This is a genomic window from Micromonospora sp. NPDC049559 (assembly GCF_040676675.1).
Lineage (GTDB): Bacteria > Actinomycetota > Actinomycetes > Mycobacteriales > Micromonosporaceae > JBFAPK01.
Genome location: NZ_JBFAPK010000034.1, coordinates 21,624 through 43,113, shown reverse-complemented (window position 1 = coordinate 43,113; position 21,490 = coordinate 21,624). Strand labels below are relative to the sequence as shown.

Annotated in this window: 19 protein-coding genes and 1 pseudogene; 8 read left to right on the top strand and 12 right to left on the bottom strand. The window is 72.6% G+C overall.

The annotated features are described in order from the left end of the window. Positions 1-75 precede the first annotated feature (75 nt). Positions 76-318, bottom strand: coding sequence for a sulfurtransferase TusA family protein (locus tag AB0J86_RS29345; RefSeq protein WP_363860876.1), 243 nt, complete (start codon positions 316-318; stop codon positions 76-78). Positions 319-373: 55 nt separating this feature from the next. Next, positions 374-1,558 (bottom strand): aminotransferase class V-fold PLP-dependent enzyme, encoded by a 1,185-nt coding sequence (locus AB0J86_RS29340; protein ID WP_363860875.1) that lies wholly within the window; start codon positions 1,556-1,558, stop codon positions 374-376. A 170-nt stretch (positions 1,559-1,728) separates the two neighbouring features. Here AB0J86_RS29340 and coxB point away from each other — a divergent pair, with 170 nt between their 5' ends. Both coxB and AB0J86_RS29330 read left to right on the top strand, forming a co-directional pair. Continuing rightward, positions 1,729-2,676, top strand: coding sequence for a cytochrome c oxidase subunit II (gene coxB, locus AB0J86_RS29335; RefSeq protein WP_363860874.1), 948 nt, complete (start codon positions 1,729-1,731; stop codon positions 2,674-2,676). A 10-nt stretch (positions 2,677-2,686) separates the two neighbouring features. Next, positions 2,687-3,112 (top strand): cytochrome c oxidase subunit 4, encoded by a 426-nt coding sequence (locus tag AB0J86_RS29330; protein WP_363860873.1) that lies wholly within the window; start codon positions 2,687-2,689, stop codon positions 3,110-3,112. A 351-nt stretch (positions 3,113-3,463) separates the two neighbouring features. Here AB0J86_RS29330 and AB0J86_RS29325 read toward each other — a convergent pair whose 3' ends face one another. From AB0J86_RS29325 to AB0J86_RS29305, 5 genes are all read right to left on the bottom strand, one after another. After that, entirely contained in the window at positions 3,464-3,784 is a 321-nt protein-coding gene (locus tag AB0J86_RS29325) for a hypothetical protein (RefSeq protein ID WP_363860872.1), read from the bottom strand. A gap of 398 nt (positions 3,785-4,182) precedes the next feature. Then, entirely contained in the window at positions 4,183-4,869 is a 687-nt protein-coding gene (locus AB0J86_RS29320) for a DUF4142 domain-containing protein (protein ID WP_363860871.1), read from the bottom strand. A gap of 177 nt (positions 4,870-5,046) precedes the next feature. Next, positions 5,047-6,105 carry an anthranilate phosphoribosyltransferase gene (trpD, locus tag AB0J86_RS29315; protein WP_363860870.1) on the bottom strand — a complete coding sequence of 353 codons (1,059 nt, stop codon included), beginning with the start codon at positions 6,103-6,105 and terminating at the stop codon, positions 5,047-5,049. Positions 6,106-6,185: 80 nt separating this feature from the next. Further along, positions 6,186-6,596, bottom strand: coding sequence for a hypothetical protein (locus AB0J86_RS29310; RefSeq protein WP_363860869.1), 411 nt, complete (start codon positions 6,594-6,596; stop codon positions 6,186-6,188). A 162-nt stretch (positions 6,597-6,758) separates the two neighbouring features. Beyond that, the gene (locus AB0J86_RS29305; protein ID WP_363860868.1) at positions 6,759-7,721 is read right to left on the bottom strand and encodes a cytochrome c oxidase assembly protein; all 963 of its coding nucleotides are present in this window, start codon (positions 7,719-7,721) and stop codon (positions 6,759-6,761) included. A 109-nt stretch (positions 7,722-7,830) separates the two neighbouring features. Between AB0J86_RS29305 and AB0J86_RS29300 the strand changes: the two genes are divergently transcribed. The 5 genes from AB0J86_RS29300 (at position 7,831) to AB0J86_RS29280 (ending at position 13,799) form a co-directional block, all read left to right on the top strand. Beyond that, positions 7,831-8,430: a heme-copper oxidase subunit III gene (locus tag AB0J86_RS29300; RefSeq protein WP_363860867.1), complete on the top strand. Its 600-nt coding sequence runs from the start codon at positions 7,831-7,833 to the stop codon at positions 8,428-8,430. 74 nt (positions 8,431-8,504) lie between these two features. Next, positions 8,505-9,359 carry a cytochrome c gene (locus AB0J86_RS29295; RefSeq protein WP_363860866.1) on the top strand — a complete coding sequence of 285 codons (855 nt, stop codon included), beginning with the start codon at positions 8,505-8,507 and terminating at the stop codon, positions 9,357-9,359. A 76-nt stretch (positions 9,360-9,435) separates the two neighbouring features. Further along, positions 9,436-10,506, top strand: coding sequence for a Rieske 2Fe-2S domain-containing protein (locus AB0J86_RS29290; protein WP_363860865.1), 1,071 nt, complete (start codon positions 9,436-9,438; stop codon positions 10,504-10,506). After that, positions 10,503-12,122 (top strand): cytochrome bc complex cytochrome b subunit, encoded by a 1,620-nt coding sequence (locus AB0J86_RS29285; RefSeq protein ID WP_363860864.1) that lies wholly within the window; start codon positions 10,503-10,505, stop codon positions 12,120-12,122. Before AB0J86_RS29290 ends, AB0J86_RS29285 begins: the two co-directional genes overlap by 4 nt. 204 nt (positions 12,123-12,326) lie before the next feature. Next, positions 12,327-13,799: an MFS transporter gene (locus AB0J86_RS29280; RefSeq protein ID WP_363860863.1), complete on the top strand. Its 1,473-nt coding sequence runs from the start codon at positions 12,327-12,329 to the stop codon at positions 13,797-13,799. A 94-nt stretch (positions 13,800-13,893) separates the two neighbouring features. Here the strand turns inward: AB0J86_RS29280 and AB0J86_RS29275 are convergent, their stop codons facing one another. The 5 genes and pseudogenes from AB0J86_RS29275 to AB0J86_RS29255 form a co-directional block, all read right to left on the bottom strand. Continuing rightward, complete coding sequence (locus AB0J86_RS29275) at positions 13,894-14,181, bottom strand: Lrp/AsnC ligand binding domain-containing protein (RefSeq protein ID WP_363860862.1); 288 nt, start codon at positions 14,179-14,181, stop codon at positions 13,894-13,896. 348 nt (positions 14,182-14,529) lie between these two features. Then, entirely contained in the window at positions 14,530-15,381 is an 852-nt protein-coding gene (locus AB0J86_RS29270) for a sugar phosphate nucleotidyltransferase (RefSeq protein ID WP_363860861.1), read from the bottom strand. Between the two features lie 215 nt (positions 15,382-15,596). After that, positions 15,597-16,103: pseudogene (locus AB0J86_RS29265) on the bottom strand (NUDIX domain-containing protein); the annotation flags it as partial. Between the two features lie 54 nt (positions 16,104-16,157). After that, complete coding sequence (locus AB0J86_RS29260; protein ID WP_363860860.1) at positions 16,158-17,948, bottom strand: HD domain-containing protein; 1,791 nt, start codon at positions 17,946-17,948, stop codon at positions 16,158-16,160. 132 nt (positions 17,949-18,080) lie between these two features. Further along, positions 18,081-19,808, bottom strand: a complete 1,728-nt coding sequence (locus AB0J86_RS29255) for a DEDD exonuclease domain-containing protein (RefSeq protein WP_363860919.1) — start codon at positions 19,806-19,808, stop codon at positions 18,081-18,083. Between the two features lie 202 nt (positions 19,809-20,010). Between AB0J86_RS29255 and AB0J86_RS29250 the strand changes: the two genes are divergently transcribed. Then, a complete protein-coding gene (locus AB0J86_RS29250) occupies positions 20,011-21,486 on the top strand; it encodes an NYN domain-containing protein (RefSeq protein WP_363860859.1) in 1,476 nt (491 codons plus the stop codon). Positions 21,487-21,490: the final 4 nt, after the last annotated feature.

The window sequence follows — 21,490 nt, the reverse complement described above, 5'->3', positions numbered from 1 at the left end:
GGTCGGTCGACGGGCGCGGTGGCCCCGGCCGGTGCCGTCGGCGCGGAGGCGGGTCGGGCGCGCCGGTCGCGGTCGTCAGTGGGCGCGGCGGACCTCGTACCCGGGTGCGCCGTCCACCGTGACGGCGCCGAGGAACTCCTGCCCGCGCATCCGGCACCAGGCCGGGATGTCGATCGCCGCCGCCGGATCGTCCGCGAGCACCCGGAGCACGGCGCCCACGGGCAACTGGGGCAGCCGGCGGGCCGCCTCGATCACCGGCAGCGGGCAGCGCTGACCCAGGCAGTCGATCACGGTGACGGCGGGGTCACGGCCGGTCATCGAAAGGGCCCTTTCTCCAGCTGGGCCAGATCGTACCCGCGCCCGCCGCTCGAACTCACAGGTCGGCCGCCCCGGCCTGCGCGCGCAGCTCGGCCACCACGCCCGGAAGCTCGGCCAGGAAGCGCTCCACCTCCGCCTCGGTCGTCTCCCGGTGCAGCGAGATCCGTACGTTGCCGTGCGAGAGCACCCCCATCGCCTCCAGCACGTGCGAGGGCCGCAGCGTGGAGGAGGTACAGGAGGAACCGGACGAGACCGCGAAGCCGCGCCGGTCCAGGGCGTGCAGCAGCGCCTCGCCGTCGACGTACAGGCAGGAGAAGGTGACCAGGTGCGGCAGCCGCCGGACCGGGTCCCCGACCACCTCCACGTCCGGTACCGTCGCCGCCACCACCGCGCGGATCCGGTCCACCAGCGCCGCGAGCCGGTCGGACTCCGCCGCCGCCTCCGCGGCCACCGCCCGCAGCGCCGCCGCGGCGGCCACGATCGCGGGCAGGTCCGGCACGCCGGGCGTACGGCCCGCCTCCCGCTCGTCGGCCGGGTAGGGCGACTCCCACCGGGTGCCCTTGCGGACCACCAGCAACCCCACGCCGGGCGGCCCGCCCCACTTGTGCGCGCTGGCGGTCAGGATCGACCAGCCGGGCGGCACGAAACCGGCCGGTAGCGCGGCATCCGCCCCGACCGGGAGGCGGCCGATCGACTGGGCGGCGTCGACGTACAGCGGTACCCCGGCCTCGGCGCACGCCCGGGCCGCCTCGGCGACCGGCTGGACCGTACCGACCTCGTGGCTCGCGCTGATCAGGGTGGCGAGCGCCACGCCCGGCGCGGCGACCGCCGCCGACCAGGCCGCCAGGTCGAGCCGGCCGAGCCGGTCCACCGGCACCGGGCGCGCCTCGCCGCCGGCCGCCGCGTGCCGTTCGGCCGCGTGCAGCACGGCGGAGTGCTCGATGGCCGAGTGGACCAGCACGTCGCCGGCGCGCCGGCGCCCGGCCAGGCCACCCAGCACCGCGGCGTGCGCGGCCGCCGTACCGCTGGCGGTGAAGGAGAGCTCGTCGGGGCGTACCCCGAGCACCTCGGCCGTGCTGGCCCGCGCCGCGTCCAGGAGCTGGCGTGCCCGGCGGGCCTGCGCGTAGAGCTTGCTCGGGTCGGCCCAGCCGTCTACGAGCGCGGCGAGGAGCGCCTGCCGGGCCACCGGGTGCGGGGGAGTGGCGGTGGCCGCGTCGAAATAGGTCGCGGTAACGGTCACCAACGAAACCTATCGCGGTACGGATCGGGCAAGATCTCCGTTGAGGGATACGGCACCCCCCACGGCCGTCCAGCCTGGGATGGTCGAGTAATCTGCGACCGTCGGTGACGCCTTTGCCGCCGGTGCTGACGATTCGGCAAACGGGCGGTGCGTTAAGGAGGCAGGACCAGGTGGTCGCAAGGGGTTCGGGAATACAGCCCACGGCCGGGAAGCGCAGCCCACGACGTGCTGCGGTGCGGCTGGCCGGGCTCGGCGTCGGTGGAACGGCGCTGCTGATCCTGCTCACCGGATGTGACGTCGGCGCGACGTTCTCGGGATTCGGTTGGCCGCAGGGGGGCATCACGCCTCAGTCGCACCGGATGTACGACCTGTGGATCGGCTCGGTCATCGCCGCGCTGGCGGTCGGTGTCTTCGTGTGGGGCCTGATTTTCTGGTGTGTGATCCGTTACCGCAAGCGCGGTGACGAACTGCCGGTGCAGACGCGGTTCAACATGCCGATGGAGTTCCTCTACACCATCGCGCCGATTCTGGTCGTGGCCGTGCTCTTCTACTACACGGCGATCGTGCAGACCGACGTCGACAAGGTGACCAAGAACCCCGACGTGACCGTCGAGGTCGTCGCTTTCAAGTGGAACTGGCAGTTCAACTACCGGGACGGGATCGGGCCGGACGCGCACACCGTCGCCTCCACGCTCGGCACCACCGAGGTGATCCCGATCCTGGTGCTGCCGACCGGTCGGAGCATCCGGATCGAGGAGACCAGCAAGGACGTCATCCACTCGTTCTGGGTGCCGGAGCTGCTCTTCAAGCGCGACGTCTTCCCGGGCAAGGTGCGCAACGTCTTCGAGGTCTCGAAGCTGGAGTCCGAGGGCGCCTACGTCGGCCGCTGCGCCGAACTCTGTGGCACCTACCACTCGATGATGAACTTCGAGCTGCGGGTGGTCTCGCCGGACAAGTACGACCGGTTCCTCGCGGCCAAGAAGACCGGCAAGTCGACCCAGGACGCGCTGTCGGAGATCGGTGAGGCCCCGCTGGCCGTCAAGACCAAGCCGTTCCAGACCAAGCGCGACGCGAACAACTTCAACCCGAGCAGCGCCAACGCCGGCGCGGGAAGCTGAGGTCGAGGCCATGAAGACCGAGTGGCGGATCTTCACCATCATCGCGGTGTTCCTGGCGTTCGCGGCCGTTCTCTACGCCTGGTGGACCGATGCCCAGCTCGGCCACGTCGACTGGGTCGGCTCGGTGGCGTTGACGCTCTCCTGCCTGCTCTGCGCGATGTGCGGCGGCTTCTTCTGGTTCGTCTCCCGGCGCATCGACCTGCGCCCGGAGGACCGGCCGGACGGTGAGATCGCCGACGGCGCCGGTGAGATCGGCTTCTTCAGCCCGGGCAGCTACTGGCCGTTCGGCATCGCCGTCGCCGCCACCATCGCCGGCCTCGGCCTGGTGTTCTGGCAGTGGTGGCTGCTCGCGACCGGCCTGGTCTCGGTGATCTTCGCCGCCTGCGGGCTGCTCTTCGAGTACTACTCCGGCACCCGCCGCACCGCGGAGCACTGAGGCCCCGGAGCAAGCTGCACGTTCGCGCCGCCGCCGATCCCCTCGGGGACCGGCGGCGGCGTCGTTTCCGCCCGGCTGGCCGGCACGTGCCCGGCGCTTCCGGGCCCGGATCTGTGACGCGCGAATCCGTGGGCCACACCTACCACCCGCATCTACGACCCGCACCTGCGACGGGCGGACCCGCGACTCGTCGGCCGGCCGTCCCGGTTCCCCAGGTCCGAGGGAACCGGGACCGCGCTCCTCCGGGGTCGTCCCGGAGGCGTTCTCACGACCGACCCGGCAGGCGTTCGACCGGCCCCGGCGGGTGTTGGACCGGCCAGACAGGCGTTCCCGCGACCGGCCCCGGCGGGATCAGGCCGCCCGGCGCTCCCGCGGCGCGCGACGACCGGCGCCGCCACGGGTACCGCCCGTCCGCTCGCGCCCCGGCGCCGCGACCGCGAGCGGCGCGACCACCAACGCGGTGCCGCAGCCCGTGCACGCCAGTTCGGGGCAGTCGGCGCCGTGCCCGTCCACGCAGGGCGGCGTCTCGAAGAGCATCTCGTCCGCACAGAGATCGCAGTAGAGCCGGACCTCGTGCCGCACCCGGCCACCCCAGCCTCGCACGCCCGTCGCCTCCTCCGTGTACGCCCGGACAACCTGGAAGGGGGAAATTACCCGGTTGTCATTTGACACGCTGCCATCATGCCCCGCCGGTACGACGGAATTGCACCGGTGTGTCGCGCGCGGACGTACCGTCGGCCAGCGGCCGCCCCGGGCGCCTTTGTCTCCCGCCCAGGCGGGCCCCGCCACACCCCGGCCGGCCCGTCTCCCGCCCCTGCGGGCCCACCTGGTCGTGACGTCCGGTCCATCTGGCCGCTGCCGGGGATTCGCCTCGCGTCGGTTGGGGCCTTCACCTGAACGTCAGCGGCGTTACCGGTCTCCGATAGCGCCTCTGACGTTCAGGTGAAGGTGTCTGAAGGTGGCGGCTGGGCGCAGGTTCGACTCCGTAGCCGGGCCATCCGGAGCGCGGGACGACACAGCGCCGCCGCTCCGCCCGGGTACGACGGAACGGCGACGCCCGTGAACAGGGCTCAGCTCACGCCCGGGCTGGGCGCGTTCGACGTCACGCTCGGGCCGGGCGTACCCGAGTCGCTCGGCGCGGGCGAGCCGGAACCGCTCGGCGAGCCCGACGGACCGGGGCTCGGCGTACCGGAGGGGCTCGGCGTCGGCAGCACCGAGGCACCGCCCGGTACGGGGATGTTCAGCTTCTTGGCGGCCGCGAGGAGCGCCTGGTGGTGCGACTGGACCAACGCGACGGTGTCCCGCGCCACCTGCTTGACCGACCCGTCCGAACCCGCGCTCAGCTCGGTCTGCGCGGCCTGCATCACGGCCACGTCCAGGGTGAGCTGGGTGGTGACCCACTGCCGGTCGAAGGCGTTGCCGTTCAGGTTCTGCTCCTGCGCCAGCCGGTTCTGCTGGTCGGTGGTCGGCGCGTCCGGCAGGGTCACGCCGGTGGAGGCGGCGGTGCTCTTCACGGTCCCGTCGAGCTTGGCGTGGTCGGTGACGAACCGGGCCCCGAGCGTCTGGATGGTCGCGTCGCCGCCGCGCTGCTCGGCGAGGTTCCCGGAGGTGATCTGGTACAGATTCACCTGGTGGATGGTCTCCAGGAACTGCGTGTCCTGGGCCGGAGGTGCGGCCGCGGCACGCATGGTGACGACCGGTGCCAGCCCGAACACGGCCAGTCCGGCGAGCAGACCCACATGCTTGAAGCCCAACATCTTTCTCCCCCCTCGGCTGGTTGACACTCGGGGGTACCCGGATGGACGGGGTCCACGCGGGCGGGGCGAAGCTCCGCGGTTCCGACCGGAGGCCGGTACCGGCCCCGGACGTGTCGTTCGTCCGGTTCGCCCGGTGGCGACCGCGCCGGCGGTGGCGGGCGCGCCGCCGGGGGCGGGCTACTCGGCCGACTTGGCGGCGCGCGCCACCTCGACCCAGCGCTTCAGGGTACGGGCGGCCGCGCCCGAGTCGACCGCCTCGGCCGCCCGGCGCAGACCCTCGCGCATCGCCTCGACCGGGCCGCCGTCCAGGTCGGCCTGGGTGGCCAGCGCGGCGGCGGCGTTGACCAGTACCGCGTCGCGCACCGGGCCGGTCTCGCCGGCGAGCAGCCGGTGGGCCACGTCGGCGTTGAAAGCGGCGTCACCGCCCCGCAGGTCGCCGGGGGTGGACCGGGGTACCCCGAGGTCCGCCGCGTCCGCCAGCGTTTCGCTCACCCGCCCCCGATGCGCGATCCAGAGCCGGGTCGGGGCGGCGGTGCTGAACTCGTCCAGCCCGTCCTCGCCGCGCATCACCAGCACCGAGTCGCCGCGCGCGGCGAAGACGTCCGCCATCACGCCCGCCATCCGCGGGTCGAAGCAGCCGACCGCGGCGGCCCGTGGGCGCGCGGGGTTGGTCAGCGGGCCGAGGAAGTTGAAGACCGTGGGTACGCCCAGCTCGCGGCGGGGCGCGGAGGTGTGCCGCATACCGGCGTGGAACCGGGCGGCGAAGCAGAACCCGATGCCGACCTCGGTGACGCAGCGCGCCACCCCCTCGGGGCCGAGGTCGATCGGTACGCCGAGGTATTCGAGCAGGTCGGCCGCGCCGCACGAGGAGGAGGCGGCCCGGTTGCCGTGCTTGACCACGCGTACCCCGGCGCCGGCCAGCACGATCGCCGTCATGGTGGAGATGTTGACGGTGTGCGCCCGGTCGCCGCCGGTGCCGACCACGTCCACCGCGCTGGCGCGTACCTCGTCGGGCAGCGCCACCGGCACGCCCCGGTTGAGCATGGCCTCGACCATGCCGGCCAGCTCGGCCGGACTCTCGCCCTTGGCGCGCAGCGCCAGCGCGAAGCCCGCGATCTGCGCCGGGGTGGCCGAGCCGGAGATGATCTCGTCCATCGCCCAGGCGGTGTCGGCGCTGGACAACTCCTCGGCGCGTACCAACGCGGTGAGCAGGTTGGGCCAGGTCCGTTCGCCCATGGTGGGCCTCCCGAGCGGGCGGTGGGGTTGGGGGTGGTTGGCGGTGCGGGCCCCGGGGGTGGCGCCTAGGCGGAGGGAGCCTAGGCGGAGGCGGTCGCCTCGCCCGCGTGCGCGCGCAGCAGACCGGCGACGGTCTGTCCGGTGGTCACCGGGTCGAGCGGGTGCACCAGGGTCGCGTCGACCTCGGCGTACGCGGCCAGCCAGCGGTCCGCGGCCCGGGCGATCACGACGCAGGTCGGCGGGGCGTCGGCGCGGTCGTCCTTGATCTGCCGCGCGAGGCCGATGCCGCCGGCGGGGGTGGCCTCGCCGTCGAGGAGCAGCAGGTCGATCTCGTAGTCGTCGACCAGCCGTACGACCTCGTCGTAGCTGGACGCCTCGACGAACTCCACCCGCAGATCGCTGGCCGGCCGGGTGCCGACAGCCAGTCGCATCCGGTCGCGCACCTGGGGGTCGTCGCTGTAGAGCAGGACGGTGTAAAGACGGTCGGTCATCGGTCGCAAGCTCCCACGTCGTAGCTGCGGCTGATCGTACCGGTCGCCGCTTCGCCGCCCGGCCCCGCCCGCGCACCCGGGGTTCGCGGGGCCCGGATCCTGGGACCGGGCGCCGTCCCCGGTCGCGCTCGCGGTGGCGCCCACCATCGCGGGCTCGGCCCGTCAGGCCTGCTGCGCGGGGCCGGCGGCGGCGCGTTCGCGGGCCTCCTGGCGGTCCAGTTCGCGGTCGATCCGGCGGGCCTCCCGCTCGGACTGGCGGATCCACTGCACGACGAGGACGCCCAGCATGATCACGCTGACGAACTCGCCACCGGCCCAGAGGACGCCGCCGGCGGTCTTCTGGTCGGTCCAGGGGTCGACCCAGCTCAGTTCCAGCGACGGGTACCAGTCCCCGCCGAGCAGGGTGGCGCTCTGCATGATCGTGAGACCGAGCACGGTGTGGAAGGGCACCGAGAGCAGCATCAGCAGCGCCCGGCCCGGGTACGGCCAGCGGCCCGGCAGCGGGTCGAGCCCGATCAACGGCCAGAAGAAGAGGCAGCCCGTGAGGATGAAGTGCGCGTGGGTCAGCTCGTGCGCGAACTCGTGTTCGAGCGTGAAGTGGTAGAGGCCGGTGAAGTAGAGCACGAACGGGTTCACCACGAAGATGGCGTACGCCACCAGCGGGAACGTGAAGACCTTGGCGAACCTGCTGTGCAGCACGGCCAGCAGCCGCCGCCGGGCCGGCAGCGGCAGCGTACGCAGCGCCAGCGTCACCGGCGCGCCGAGCGCCAGGAAGATCGGGGCCACCATGGCCAGCACCATGTGCTGGATCATGTGTACGGAGAGCAGCGTCGTGTCGTACGCGCCGAGGCCGGTGAGGGTGACCAGCGCGATCGAGCCGAGCCCGGGGCCGAGAAAGAGCGCGGTCCGGGCCACCGGCCAGCGGTGTCCGCGCGTGCGCAGTCGGTGTACGCCGTAGAGGTAGACCGCGGCGGCGAGGACGAGCAGCACGGCGAGCCAGTTGTTCAGCGACCACTCGGTGAGGATCGTCGCCACGGTGAGGGGCGCCCGCTCGACGCCTTCCGTCGGCGCGTGCGCGAGCGGCGTAATCGAGGTGAGGGCGGTGGCCGGATCGACGTGCAGCACGTATTTCAGGCTAGGCCAGGTCAAGTCGCGGGGGCCGGGCACCCCGCAATAGAGGTCAGTTTGGCCACCCCGCCGATCGGCTGCGCTGATCGGGGGCAATAATGACCGCGTGACTGCGGCCCTAGCTATTGATAAGAGCCGGATCCACTCCCTGACGCGCCCGAACATGGTCAGCGTCGGGACGATCGTGTGGCTCTCCAGCGAACTCATGTTCTTCGCGGCGCTGTTCGCGATGTACTTCTCCATCCGCGCGGCGGCGCCGGAGCAGTGGGAGAAGCACACCGAGGTCCTCAAAATCCCGTACGCGACCACCTTCACGGTGATCCTGGTGCTCTCCTCGGTCACCTGCCAGCTCGGTGTCTTCGCCGCCGAGAAGGGGGACGTGCACGCGCTGCGACGCTGGTTCAGCATCACCTTCGTGATGGGCCTGATCTTCGTACTCGGGCAGCTCAACGAGTACCGCAACCTGGTGCACGAGGGCGTCAAGATCAACGCTGATGGGTACGGGTCGATGTTCTACCTGACCACCGGCTTCCACGGGCTGCACGTGACCGGCGGTCTCATCGCCTTCATCATCTTCATGATCCGTACGACTATGGGCCGGTTCACACCGGCGCAGGCGACCTCGGCCATCGTGGTCTCGTACTACTGGCACTTCGTAGACGTGGTGTGGATCGCGCTGTACGCCATGATCTACTGGCTGCAGTGATCTTGGCGCTGTCACGTTTCGTGTCGCTGCCCCGTCCCTGAGACAAGGTCGAGAAACCGTTAAGGACACAGGCCATGACTTCTGACATCCCCCGGCCAGGCGACCGCCGTCGTGGCGTGCTCGCGCGGCTGCGCCGCGGGCGGTCCACCCCGCGCAGCAAGGGCCGTCGCCGCGTGGGCGCCGCGCTGCGGCTGCTGGCCGCGCTGACCCTGGCCGGCGGTGCCTACACCGTTTTCGCGCCCGGCCTACAGGCGCAGGACACGCCGCAGTTGTCCAGCGCCGCGCAGGACGGTAAGGCCCTCTTCGACACCAGCTGCGTCACCTGCCACGGTCGTAACGCGCAGGGCATCGAGGGTCGCGGACCGAGCCTGATCGGCGTCGGTTCGGCCTCGGTGGAGTTCCAGGTCGGCACGGGCCGGATGCCGCTGGCGCGCCAGGAGGCCCAGGCCGAGCGGAAGCCCCCGGTCTTCACCGACGAGCAGACCCGTCAGCTCGGCCAGTACATCCAGGAGCTGGGGGGTGGCCCGCAGATCCCGCAGGACGTGGACCACCTGGCCGCCGGGGGCGACGTGGCCACGGGCGGCGAGCTGTTCCGGATCAACTGCTCCTCCTGCCACACCTTCGGTGGTGGCGGCGGCGCCCTGACCTCGGGCAAGTACGCGCCCACCATCCGCAAGGCGACCGACCGCGAGATCTACGCCGCCATGCTGACCGGGCCGCAGAACATGCCGGTCTTCGGCGACAACCAGCTCCGGCCGGAGGAGAAGGCGGACATCATCGCCTACGTCCAGAAGAACCTCCAGGAGAACAACGATCCGGGTGGGTTCAACCTCGGCCGCCTCGGCCCCACCACCGAGGGTCTGGTGATCTTCCTGGTCGGGATCGTGGCGCTGATCTTCGCGAGCCTGTGGATTGCGGGGAAGTCGTGAGCGGACGCCAGCAGCACATCAGCGAACTCCGGGCGACCGAGCCTCATGCCGTCGCCGAGGGAAGTGAGAGGACGGCATGAGCACTCGTACGGAGACCGAGGGCATCGACCTCGACGACCCGAAGCTGTCGAAGTTCGACATCGTGCGGGAGGGCGCCCGCCAGGAAGACATCGAGATCGTCCACTACGAGCCGCAGTTCCCGGTGCCGGGGACCAAGGCGGAGCGGCGGCTGGTCCGTACCGTCGCGCTCTTCTTCCTGGTCACCGGCCTGGCGGCGACCGCCTTCCTGGCGGTCTACATCTGGTGGCCGTGGGAGTGGAAGCCCGGCACCGGCGCGGACAAGGTCTTCACGCCGCTGCTCGGCCTGTCGCTCGGCATCGCGCTGCTCTGCGTCGGCTTCGGCATCCTCACCTGGGGCAAGAAGCTGCTGCCCAAGGAGGTGTCGATCCAGGACCGGCACGAGGGCCCGCTCGACGAGCGGCAGAACAAGATCGTCGGTAACACGATCACCTACATGGCCGACGAGCTGGGCGTGAAGCGGCGCCCGCTGCTCGGCATCTCGCTGCTGGCCGGCCTCGCGCCGGTCGGCGCGGTCGCCGCGGCGCCCCTGATCGGTGGCCTGATCCAGCAGCCGCACAAGAACAACCAGATGTTCACCACCGGCTGGCACCCGAACAAGGACGGGCTCATCCGGCTCACCCGCCAGGACGGCACGCCGATCCGTCCCGAGGACGTCAGCCCGGGCGGTCAGATGACGGTCTTCCCCGGCATCGAGGACGGCGTGTCGAACAAGCACGCCGACTCGCCGACCCTGCTGATCCACCTCCGTCAGGAGGACGCGGACACCGCCCGCGCGGCGAACGACCGGGTGGGCAAGGACGCCTTCATGTGGGGCAACTACATCGCGTTCTCCAAGATCTGCACGCACGCCGGCTGCCCGGCGAGCCTGTACGAGCAGCAGACCAACCGTCTGCTCTGCCCGTGCCACCAGTCGACCTTCCTGATCACTGACAACGCCCGGCCGGTGTTCGGACCAGCCAACCGGAGACTGCCCCAGCTGCCGCTCACGGTGGACGAGGAAGGCTTCTTCGTGGCCAAGTCCGACTTCACCGAGGCCGTCGGGCCGGACTTCTGGGAGCGGCCGTGAAGCGCCGAAAAATCGATGTAGCAGCCCTTCCGGGCAAGGCCGCGGTCGAGGTCGAGGAACGGCTCCGGGTAGCCACCCCGCTGCGCGCGCTGCTCAACAAGGTCTTCCCGGACCACTGGTCGTTCCTGCTGGGCGAGATCGCGCTCTTCTCGTTCATCGTCCTGCTGCTCACCGGTACCTTCCTGACCTTCTTCTTCGAGCCCGCGATGACGGAGGTCACCTACACCGGCAGCTACGCGCCGCTGCGGGGCATGCACATGTCCGCCGCGTACGCGTCCGCCCTGGACATCTCGTTCGACGTCCGCGGCGGCCTGGTGATGCGGCAGATGCACCACTGGGCGGCGCTGCTCTTCGTCGCCTCGATCGTCGTGCACATGATGCGGATCTTCTTCACCGGAGCCTTCCGCAAGCCGCGCGAGCTGAACTGGGTCATCGGCGTCCTGCTCTTCTGGCTGGGCTTCCTGGAGGGCTTCACCGGCTACTCGATCCCGGACGACGGCCTCTCCGGTACGGGTCTGCGGATCGCCTCCGCGATCATGCTCTCCATCCCGGTGATCGGTTCCTGGGTGACGTCGTCGATCTTCGGCGGCGAGTTCCCGGGCGACATCATCATCAGCCGCTTCTTCATCGCGCACGTGCTGCTCATCCCGGCCATCCTGCTGGGTCTGATCAGCGTGCACCTCGGCCTGGTCTTCAAGCAGAAGCACACCCAGTGGCCCGGCCCCGGCCGGACCAACAACAACGTGGTCGGCGAGCGGATGTTCCCGCGCTACGCGATCAAGCAGGGTGGCTTCTTCATGATCGTGTTCGGGGTCATCGCCATGCTCGGCGGGCTGGCCCAGATCAACCCGATCTGGCTCTTCGGCCCGTACGAGGCATGGGTGGTCTCGGCCGCCAGCCAGCCCGACTGGTACGTCATGTTCCTCGACGGCTCGACCCGGCTCATGCCACCGTGGGCGATCAACATCCCGATCGGCAACGGGTACACGATCCCGCCGATCTTCTGGCCCACGGTGGTGCTACCCGGCATCCTGACCGTGCTACCGATGTTCTATCCGTTCATCGAGGCGCGGATGACCAAGGACCGGCGCAGCCACAACCTGCTCCAGCGTCCGCGTGACGTGCCGAACCGCACCGCGCTCGGCGCCATGGCGCTGGCCTTCTTCGTCGTGCTGACGCTCTCGGGCGCCAACGACGTGATCGCGGCCAAGTTCGCCATCAGCCTCAACGCGATGACCTGGATCGGCCGGATCGGGTTGCTGATCGCCCCGCCGATCGCCTACTACTTCACCTACCGGATCTGCCTGGGTCTCCAGCAGCACGACCGCGAGGTGCTGGCGCACGGCGTCGAGACCGGCATCATCCGGCGGCTGCCGGACGGCCGCTTCGTCGAGGTGCACCAGCCGCTGGCCGGCGGGCACGACGGCCACGCGGAACTCGACTACGTCGGCTGGGTCGTACCGAAGAAGATGAACCGGCTCGGGGCGCTCGGCCCGGCCATCCGGGGCTTCTTCTACCCGATCGAGAAGCCGGCCGAGGCTCCGGTCTCCCCGGGGCACCCGCCGGTCGAACCGGGTACGGAGCGCGAGGAGATCGGCAGCGGCTCCGGCCACTGACCGCTCGCCCAGTCACCACGTGGCGCTCGCCGGGGTCTCCCGGCGGGCGCCACGTTCGCGTTCGGCCGGCCAGGCGCCGCCGAGCGCCCTGCCAGCCGCCAGCCAGGCGCGCCGCCCCGCGAGCCGCCAGCCGGGAGCCGTCGGCTGCCGGTCGCGGGCGCGCGGCTTGACTTCGAGCGCGCTCCAGACCGTAGCTTTGCGATCATGACTGTTTCCACGTCGCCCGAGATCGCGCCCGGCGGGCTCAGCCGGCGCCGCCGGCTCCTGGTCCTCGCGATCTGCTGCGCCAGCATCGTGGTCGTGGTGATGGACGTCTCCATCGTCAATCTCGCGCTACCGGCGATCCGTCGGGACCTGGGCGCCTCGGTCGCCGGCCTGCAGTGGACCGTCGACGCGTACACCCTGGTGCTGGCCAGCTTCCTGGTGCTGGCCGGCTCCACCGCCGACCGGGTCGGCCGCCGGCGGGTCTTCCAGGTCGGTCTCGCCGTCTTCGGGCTCGGCTCGCTGCTCTGCGGCCTGGCGCCGAGCATCGGCTGGCTGATCGCGGCGCGGGTGTTGCAGGCGGTCGGTGGGACGATGCTCAACCCCGTGGCGATGGCCATCGTCGCCACCACGTTTCCCGATCCGGCCGAGCGGGCCCGGGCCATCGGCGTCTTCGGCTCGATGAGCGGCGTGTCGCTGGCGCTGGGTCCGATCCTCGGGGGCGCGCTGGTCGACGGCCTCGGCTGGCACTCCATCTTCTGGATCAACGTGCCGATCGTCGCCGCCGGGATCGTCGGCACCGCGCTCTTCGTACCCGAGTCCCGGGCCGCCCGGGCCCGCCGGTTCGACCCGGTGGGCCAGGTCCTGATGATCCTGGTACTGGCCGGCGTCGTCTACGCGATCATCGAGTCCCGTACGTCGGGCTGGGGCTCGCCGCTCATCCTCGGCCTGCTCGCCGTCGCCGCGCTCAGCGCCCTCGGCATCCTCGGCTACGAACGGCGCCGGGCCGACCCGCTGCTGGAACTGCGCCTGTTCCGCAGCGTGCCGTTCAGCTCGGCGATCCTGATGGCGCTCTTCGCCCTGTGCGGATTCAGCGCGTTCCTCTTCGTGACCACCCAGTACCTACAGGACGTGCGCGGCATGTCGGCGCTGACGGCCGGGCTGTGCCTGCTCCCGGTCGGTGTACTGGTCGTGGTGCTCTCCCCGCGCACCGGCCGACTGGTCGGCGCCCGCGGTCCCCGGCTGCCGCTGGTGGTCGCCGGAGCGGCACTGGCGCTGGGCGGCGCCGCCTCGCTCTGGCTGGGCCCGGCCACCCCGCTGCCGGCCGTGCTCGCGACCTACCTGTTGTTCGGCGTCTTCCTGGGCACCGTCAACCCGCCGATCACCAACACGGCGGTCTCCGGGATGCCCCGCTCGATGGCCGGGGTGGCCGCCTCGCTGGCCTCCGTCGGCCGGCAGACCGGCACCACCCTCGGCGTCGCCATCGCCGGAACGATCGTGGGGTCGGCCTTCGGCGGCCCGGCGGCGACCACCCGCGCGGCGTACGGCGTGTGGTGGCTGGTGCTCGGGCTCGGCGTCGGCGTCCTGGTCCTCGGGCTGCTCAGCACCGGGCGCTGGGCCCTTCGGACCGCCGGGCCGGCGGCGGCGCTGTTCGACGAGGTGGACCGGGGCGCCCGCGCGTCGTCGCCGCGCTGAGCGGTGGCCGGGCGGGCGCCCCGTCGGGGTCGCGGCGGTGGTCAGTCCGCGTCGCCGCGCTGAGCGGCGCTCCCGATTGGCGCGGCGGTGATGGTCAGTCCGCGTCGGCCAGGCCGATGGCGAACGCCTCTTCCAGGTCGTGCTGGGAGTAGGCCCGGAAGGCGATGTGCGACTCGGTCTTGATCACCCCGGGCACCTTCGAGATGCGACCGGCGATCACCTCGGCGATCTGGTCGAACTCGCGTACCCGGATCACGGCGATCAGGTCCACGTGGCCGGCGACCGAGTAGACCTCGCTCACCCTGGGCAGGGCGGCCAGCGCCTCCGCCACCTCGGGAATCGAGTCGGTGGCGCAGTCGATCAGTACGATCGCGGTGATCACGGACGGGCTCCTCTCGTCGCAGCCGTGGCTCATGCTAGTGCCGCGTTCGGCGAGCTTCTCGCCGTACCCGGTGTTGTCCGGTCGTCGTGGCCCGGGAACGGTGGCCGGCCGCGCCGGCGTCGGACGGCCGGCGGGCCCGGGCCGGCGGGCCGGGCCGGTGCGGCGGCACGGCCGACGGCGGGTGACCTACGGCCGGACCCGGGCGGGTCGCGCGGACCTTGGCGCGGATCGGCCCCTGTGGGGGCCGCTGGTTTCCAAGATCGCGGAGCCCGCTCTGCCCGATCCCTGTGACCGCCCGATCCCTGTGACCGCCCGATCCCTGTGACCGCCCGGTCACCCGACACCCTCTCAGCGGGGGGTGACCTGGACGGTGAGGTCGTGTCCGGCGCGGATCGCGTCGGTGAGGCGCTCGCCGGCCGCCACGACGCCGCCGGGCCAGACCACGGCCCGGGTGAGGTCGCCGTGCACCTCCGCGCCCGCGCCGACCACCGCCCGGTCGCAGGCGCCGGTCACGGTCGCGCCGGGATCGACCAGCACGCCGCCGCCGGCCGCGTGCAGGTTCGCCGCGAGGTAGTCGCCCGGGGTGCCGGTGTCCAGGTACGTCCCGTGGAAGCCGACCACCGTCGACTCGCCGGCGGCCTCGGCCGGACGCCAGACGGCGCGTACCAGGTCGCCGTGCTCGACGGGTAGCTCGCGGACCCGGTGCCAGGGCAGCAGCGACCAGCCGGCGAAGCGGTGCCCGCTGAAGCTGCCCGGCTCGTCCGGCCCGTCGATCGGCTGGCCGAGCAGGCGCACCCCGACGCCGTCCCAGCCGTCGAGCAGGGCGGCGATGTCGGGCCCCGGCGGAGCCTGCGGGTCGGCCAGGTACGCGTCGGCGTTGCCGACGAGCACCCCGCGCCCGTCGATCCAGTCCCGCAGGTTGGCCAGCCCGCCCGCGGTACCGAGCGGATCGCCCGGCTCCACCGAGAGGTGTGCCCGGTCCCCGACGTGTGTCACCACCTGGCTGCCCAGGTAACAGGCGTTGACCGCGACCCGGTCCGGGCCGGTGAGGCCGAGCCCCGCCAGCCGTGCCAGCACCCGGTCGAGCAGCGGTACGTTGCCGACCGGGCAGAGCGCCTTGGGCCGGTGTTCGGTCAACGGCCGCAGCCGGGTGCCCTCGCCGGCGGCGAGCACCACGGCACAGATGTCGGGCGCGCTCACCGGCCCGGCCGGTCAGCGCCGGCGCCCGCGCCGCCGCCACTGCCCGCCTCGCCGCTGCCCGCCTCCGCGCTGCCGCCCGCTGCACGCCTACCCGCCTCGCCGGTGGCCGCCTCCGCGCGGCCCGCCTCGGCGACGCCCGTGCCGCCCGTGCCCGCCCCGCCGGCCGCCGTCTCGCCCGCGGCTGTCTGGGCGGCGGCTGTCTCGGTGGCGGCTGTCTCGCCGGCCAGGGGGCCGATGCCGTAGTAGGCGAGCAGCTTTGCGGTCGCCCGGGTCAGCCGGGGCAGCTCGTCGAGGCGGTGCCAGGCCGCCTCGTACACCTCCGCGCCGTCGACCACGAACTCGCTCGTGGAGGCCGGTACGCGGGCCGTGAAGACGACGTCCACCCACCCCTTGGCGTGGACGATCGCGTTCGGTACGGCGGGCGCCAGCTCGTGGGGCGCGAGCCGGATGCCGGACTCCTCGTGCAGTTCCCGGGCGGCGCCCACGATCGGGTCCTCGCCGCGTTCGAGGAGCCCGGCCGGGAGGCTCCAGCCGGTGCCGGGCGGCTGGCGCAGCAGCAGCAACCGGCCGGGTTCCGGCGCCTCGGAGTCGTGCACCAGGGTCACCGCGCCCACGATGTACTTCGGTACGGCCATCCGGACCAGCCGCCGCCGCACCGGTTGGGGAAGGCGGTAGAAGACACCGTAGGCGAAGGCTCGGACGGCCGAGCGGCGGTTGGTCACAGGGTCAGGCTAGAGGTCGTCCGGCGCGCGGATCGCGGCCGGGGCGATGTCGTTTCACTTGCGGTGGTCGACCAGCGCGATGAGCTGCTCCACCACGGCGTCGGGCTCGATCGTCCGGTCCACGACCGCGACCAGCATCGTCTCCAGGTCGGGGTAGCCCAGCTCCTCGGCGAGCTGGCGCAGCGGCAGTTCGCTGGCCAGGCCCCGGTCGTGCTTGCGCAGGATGAGCCCGATGGTGGCGCGGCCGAGGCGTACCTTGTCGGCCAGCGAGATGGCCGGCTCCTGGTGCTCGGCGAACCACCGGTTGATCTGCATCTGGGCGTGCGGCGACTTCACGAAGCCGAGCCACTCCTTGCGCGGCCCCGGCGGGGCGACCGCGATGTCGAACTCGGTGTGGCCGTCGGCCTCGGTGAAGATCTCCACCACGTCGCCGTCGTCCAGCTCGGAGCCGAGCGGGGCGAGCCGTCCGTTGATCTTGGCGGCCAGGCAGTGGTCGCCCCGCTCGCGGCCCAGCTCGTACGCCAGGTCCACCGGGGTCGAGCCGGCCGGCAGGACGACCTGGCGGCCCTCGGCGAAGACCTGGATCTGCGACTCGGCGAGGTCGCAGCGCAGCGACTGGAGGAACTGGTTCGGGTCCGCGGTCTCGGGCTCCCAGTCGAGCACCCGGCGCAGCCACTCCAGCTGCTCCGCGTGCCCGGTGCTGGTCCGGCCCGGCTCGGGGAACCGGAAGTCGGCCGCGACGCCGTACTCGGCGGTGCGGTGCATCGCCTTCGTGCGGATGAGCACCTCGAGGATCTGCTGGTCCGGGCCGACGACGCTGGTGTGCAAGGACCGGTAGAGGTTGTTCTTCGGCGAGGCGATGAAGTCCTTGAAGCGGCCGGCGACCGGGCGCCAGAGCCGGTGTACCGCGCCGAGGGCGGTGTAACAGTCGGTGTCCGGACCGTCCACCACGATCGCGATCCGGGGCAGGTCCACCGGTACCGCGTGGTTGCCCGCGATGGTGTCCTTCCAGATCGAGTAGAAGTGCCGGGGTCGGGGGGCGATGGTCGCGACGATCTTGTCGCGCCGCAGCGCCCCGCGCGCCTGCGTGATCACCGACTGGAGGTAGCCCGCCCAGCCCGACCGGGCCTTGACGTGCTCCTTGATCTGGGCGTACGCCTCGGGTTCGAGGTGCTCCAGCACGACGTCGTCGAGTTCGCGCTTGAGCGCCTGGATGCCGAGCCGGTCCGCGAGCGGTACCAGGACCTCCTGGGTCGCACGGGCGATACGGGCCCGGGAGGCGGGCGAGCGGGCGCCGAGCGTACGCATGTTGTGCAGCCGGTCGGCCAGCTTGATGATCAGTACCCGGACGTCCTTGCCGGCCGCGAGGATCATCTTGCGGATCGTCTCGGCCTCGGCGGCCTTGCCGTAGAAGGCCTTGTCGAACTTGGTGACCCCGTCGACCAGCAGCGCCACCTGGGGTCCGAAGTCCTCGTCGAGCGCCTGGAGCGTGTAGTGGGTGTCCTCGACCGTGTCGTGCAGCAGCGCCGCGACCAGGGTGGTGGTGTCCATGCCCAGGTCGGCGCAGATCTGCGCGACCGCAAGCGGATGCGTGATGTACGGGTCGCCGCTCTTGCGGAACTGTCCCCGGTGCATGCTCTCGGCGATGGTGTAGCCGCGACGCAGCACGCCGGTGTCGGCACCCGGGTGGATGGACTTGTGGGTGCGGGTCAGGCAGGTGACGGGATCGTCGTCCGGAGAGGGGCGGGAGAGCAGGGACCTGAGGCGTCGCGCCAGCGGGAACTCGGTCGGCTGAGGCAACCGGGCGGCCCCGAGGGCGGCGCCGTGTCCGGCGTCGACATCCACCGCGGGGACACCTCCTCACCCAACTCCCGAGCCCGGGGAAGGACCCCGTGCGCGAGAGCAAGCCACGAATCGGGCAGGACTGCACTTCTCTAACAGCCTAAGCGAGCGGCCGTCGTCCGATCGGCCACATGCTCATGTGCGTTCGGACGATAGTTGGTGTCCGGCGGCGGCTTCGGCCCGCGCGAGGAGGTCCCGGAACCGCGCCGCGCCCCGTACCGGCGAGGCCCAACCCGAGGAGGCGTCCACCAGCCGGGTCTCCGGTCGCTCCAACCAGGACAGGATCCGTTCCGACTCCTCGGCCGAGGCGTTCGGCACCGGGCCGTGGCCGGGGCCCACCGTCTCGGCCGTGCGGCGGACCAGGTCGAGCACCGGGCGCGGCGGCACGCCGGGGCGGGCCATTCCGGCCCCGGCCAGCCGGCCGTGCCGGACCAGGGCGATCTCCCAGCCGCCGTCGGCGGTGCGGCGCGCCGCGGCCAACTCGGCGATGCGGGCCAGCCCCAGCAGCCGCTGCATCCGTACGGCCGCGCGCAGCACCGCCGCGAGCCGGGTACGCGCCACCGCCGCCTCCTCGTACCGCTGGTCGCCGGAGAGCGCCGAGATCCGGGCGAGCAGCGCGTCGACCACCACCTGCGGGTCGGCGCCGGCCGCCGCGCGGAACGGTTCGGCCGCGCGGGCGTCGTACTCCTCCGGAGAGATCCGGTGCTCGCAGGGTGCCGGGCAGCGGCCCAGCTCGGCCAGGGCGCAGGCCGGCATGGTGCGGCGCGGCGAGAGCCGGTGGGTGCACTGGCGCAGCGGCAGCGCGTCGTAGACGCCCGCGGCGGCCAGCTCGGCGGCGCGGCGCGAGCCGAACGGACCGAGGTACGCCTCGTCGCCGGCGCCGAGCTCCCGCACCACCGAGAGCCGCGGGTACGCCTCCGTGGTCAGCTTCAGCCAGACCGCCCGCTCCGGGTACTTCGAGCGCCGGTTGTACGGCGGCGCGTGCGCCGCGATCAGCCGCAGCTCCCGGACCTCGGCCTCCAGCGCGTGCGCGCACTCGACCGCCTCCACCCGCTCGGCGGCGGCGAGCATCTCCGACATCCGGGCCCGCTTCTCCGCCGCCGTGAAGTAGCTGCGTACCCGGGTGGCGATGTCCTGCGAGGTGCCGACGTAGAGCGGCCGGTCGTCGGCGGCGCGGAAGATGTAGACCCCCGGCACCCGGGGCAGCCCCTCGGCCAGGTGCCGCTTGCGCCGCTGGGTCGGGGTGACCGCCCTGGCGAACTCGATCGCGTCCCCGAGCGTCTGCACCCCGTGGCCCGCCAGTCGGGCGATCAGGCCGTGCAGCACGTCGACGGTGGCCTGCGCGTCGTCCAGCGCCCGGTGGCTCGGCTGCCGGACGGTACGGAAGAACGCGGCAAGGGTGCCGAGCTTGCGGTTGGGCACCTCGTCGCGGGTGAGCGCCCGCCGGGCCAGCGCGGCGGTGTCGAGCACCCGCGGGTTCGGCCAGGCGTAGCCGTGCCGGGCGCAGGCGGCCTTGAGGAAGCCGACGTCGTAGGGGGCGTTGTGGGCCACCAGGACGGCGTCGCCGAGGAACTCCAGGAAGCTGGGGAGCACCGCCTCGATCGGGGGCGCCGGCGCGACCATCGCCTGCGTGATCCCGGTCAGCACCGTGATGAACGGCGGCACCGGCTCGCCCGGGTTGACCAGCGTGGCCAACACCCCCAGCTCCTCGCCGCCGCGCACCTTGACCGCGCCGATCTCGGTGATCCCACCGCCGTCGGGGGCGCCGCCGGTGGTCTCGAGGTCGACCACCACGAAGGTGGTGAGGTGCAGCGGCTGGGCCGCCTCGGCCGCGCGGCCGCCGGACTCCGCGCCCGCCAGCAGCCCGTCGAGGGTGCCCTGCAGGTATTCGGGTTGTGCCACGACCAGGCACGCTACGGACCGGGTACGACACATCCTCACCACTGGTCCCGTCCGTCCCGCGCCATCCGTCGCCAAGTCGTCGCTCAGCGTGATGGGGTGCCTACGAAGAGAGATCATTTGAGTCGTGGAGCGATCCGGGGGCCGGCGGTGGGAGACTTGACCCATGCCCCTCACCGATCCGTCTGACGGCCGCCTCCCCGGCGAGGCCGCCGCCACGCCCGCCGGCGGAGCGGACGGTGCCGGGCCCGAGACGGCCGAGACCTCCGATCCGTCGCACGCCCCCGAGCAGGACCCGGCCGCCGATCACGACCTCGCCGCCGACCACGACTCGGCCCCCGAACCCACACTGCCGGAGCCGGTCCGTCAGCGCATCGTGACCCTCGCCGCCGCGGTGCTCACCGCGCTGCCCGGCGACGAACTGCCGGTCCCGCTGCGGCGGGTGGCCCGGTTCACACCCAACCGCCGGGCCCGGCTCGGCGGACCGGCCATCGCGGCGCAGCTCAGCGCCGACCCGCTGTTCCGGCAGCGGGTCGCCGCCCGGGTGCTCACCGAGGCGGGGGAGCTGGGCGCCGCGGTCGTCGAGGGCGCCGCCCCGGCCGCCGCCGACCCGGTCGAGGTCGCCGCGCTCGCCTACCTGGTACGCCCGCCGGGGTGGCGGGAGCTGGTCGAGGCGGCCGGCGCGGAGGTGCGCGCCGAGGCGGACCAGGCTCTGGTCGCGGAGGCGATCCGCGAGGCCGAACAGCGGGCCGCCCGGGCCGAGCACGACCGGGCGGTGGCCCGGGTGGAGGCCGACAAGCTCCGCGACGAGCTGGCCCGGGTCCGGGAGGAACTGGGCCAGCTGCGCGAGGAGGCCCGGGTGCTGGGCCGCACGCTGCGCGAGACGCAGGCCCGCGAGCGCAAGGCGACCGAGATGCTCGCCACCGAGAAGGGGCGGGCCGCCCGCGCCAACGCCGACCACGACGCCGAGCTGCGTCGGCTGCGCGCCCGGCTGGCCGAGGCCGAGACCGTCGCGGGCGCGGCCCGGCACACCGCCCGGGAGGCGCGTTCGGTCGACGACGCCCGGCTCTGGCTGCTGCTGGAGACGATCGGCCGGGCCGCGGTCGGGCTGCGGCGGGAGCTGGCGCTCGACCCGGCCGACCGGCTGCCGGCCGACTTCGTGGCCGAGGCGTACGCGGACCAGCCACCCCAGTCGGGCGCCGCCACCGCGGCCCGCGCCCGCGACACCGACGACCCGGCCCGCCTGGACGAGCTGCTCGCCCTGCCCCGGGCCCACCTGCTGGTGGACGGCTACAACGTGACCAAGCGCGGCTTCGGCGAGATGTCGCTGGAGCAGCAGCGCAAGCGGCTGATCACCGGTCTCGGCGGGATCGCCGCGCAGACCGGCGACGAGGTGACCGTCGTCTTCGACGGCGCGGAGCGGGTGCACGGACTGCCGCCGGCCCCGCGCGGGGTGCGGGTGCTCTTCAGCCGCAAGGGCGAGACCGCCGACGACCTGATCCGCCGACTGGTCCGGGCCGAGCCCGCCGGCCGGCCGCTCGTGGTGGTCTCCTCCGACCGCGAGGTCGCCGACGGGGTACGTCGGCACGGCGCGTACCCGCTCGGCGCCGACGCCCTGCTGCGCCGCCTCTCCCGTTCCTGACGGT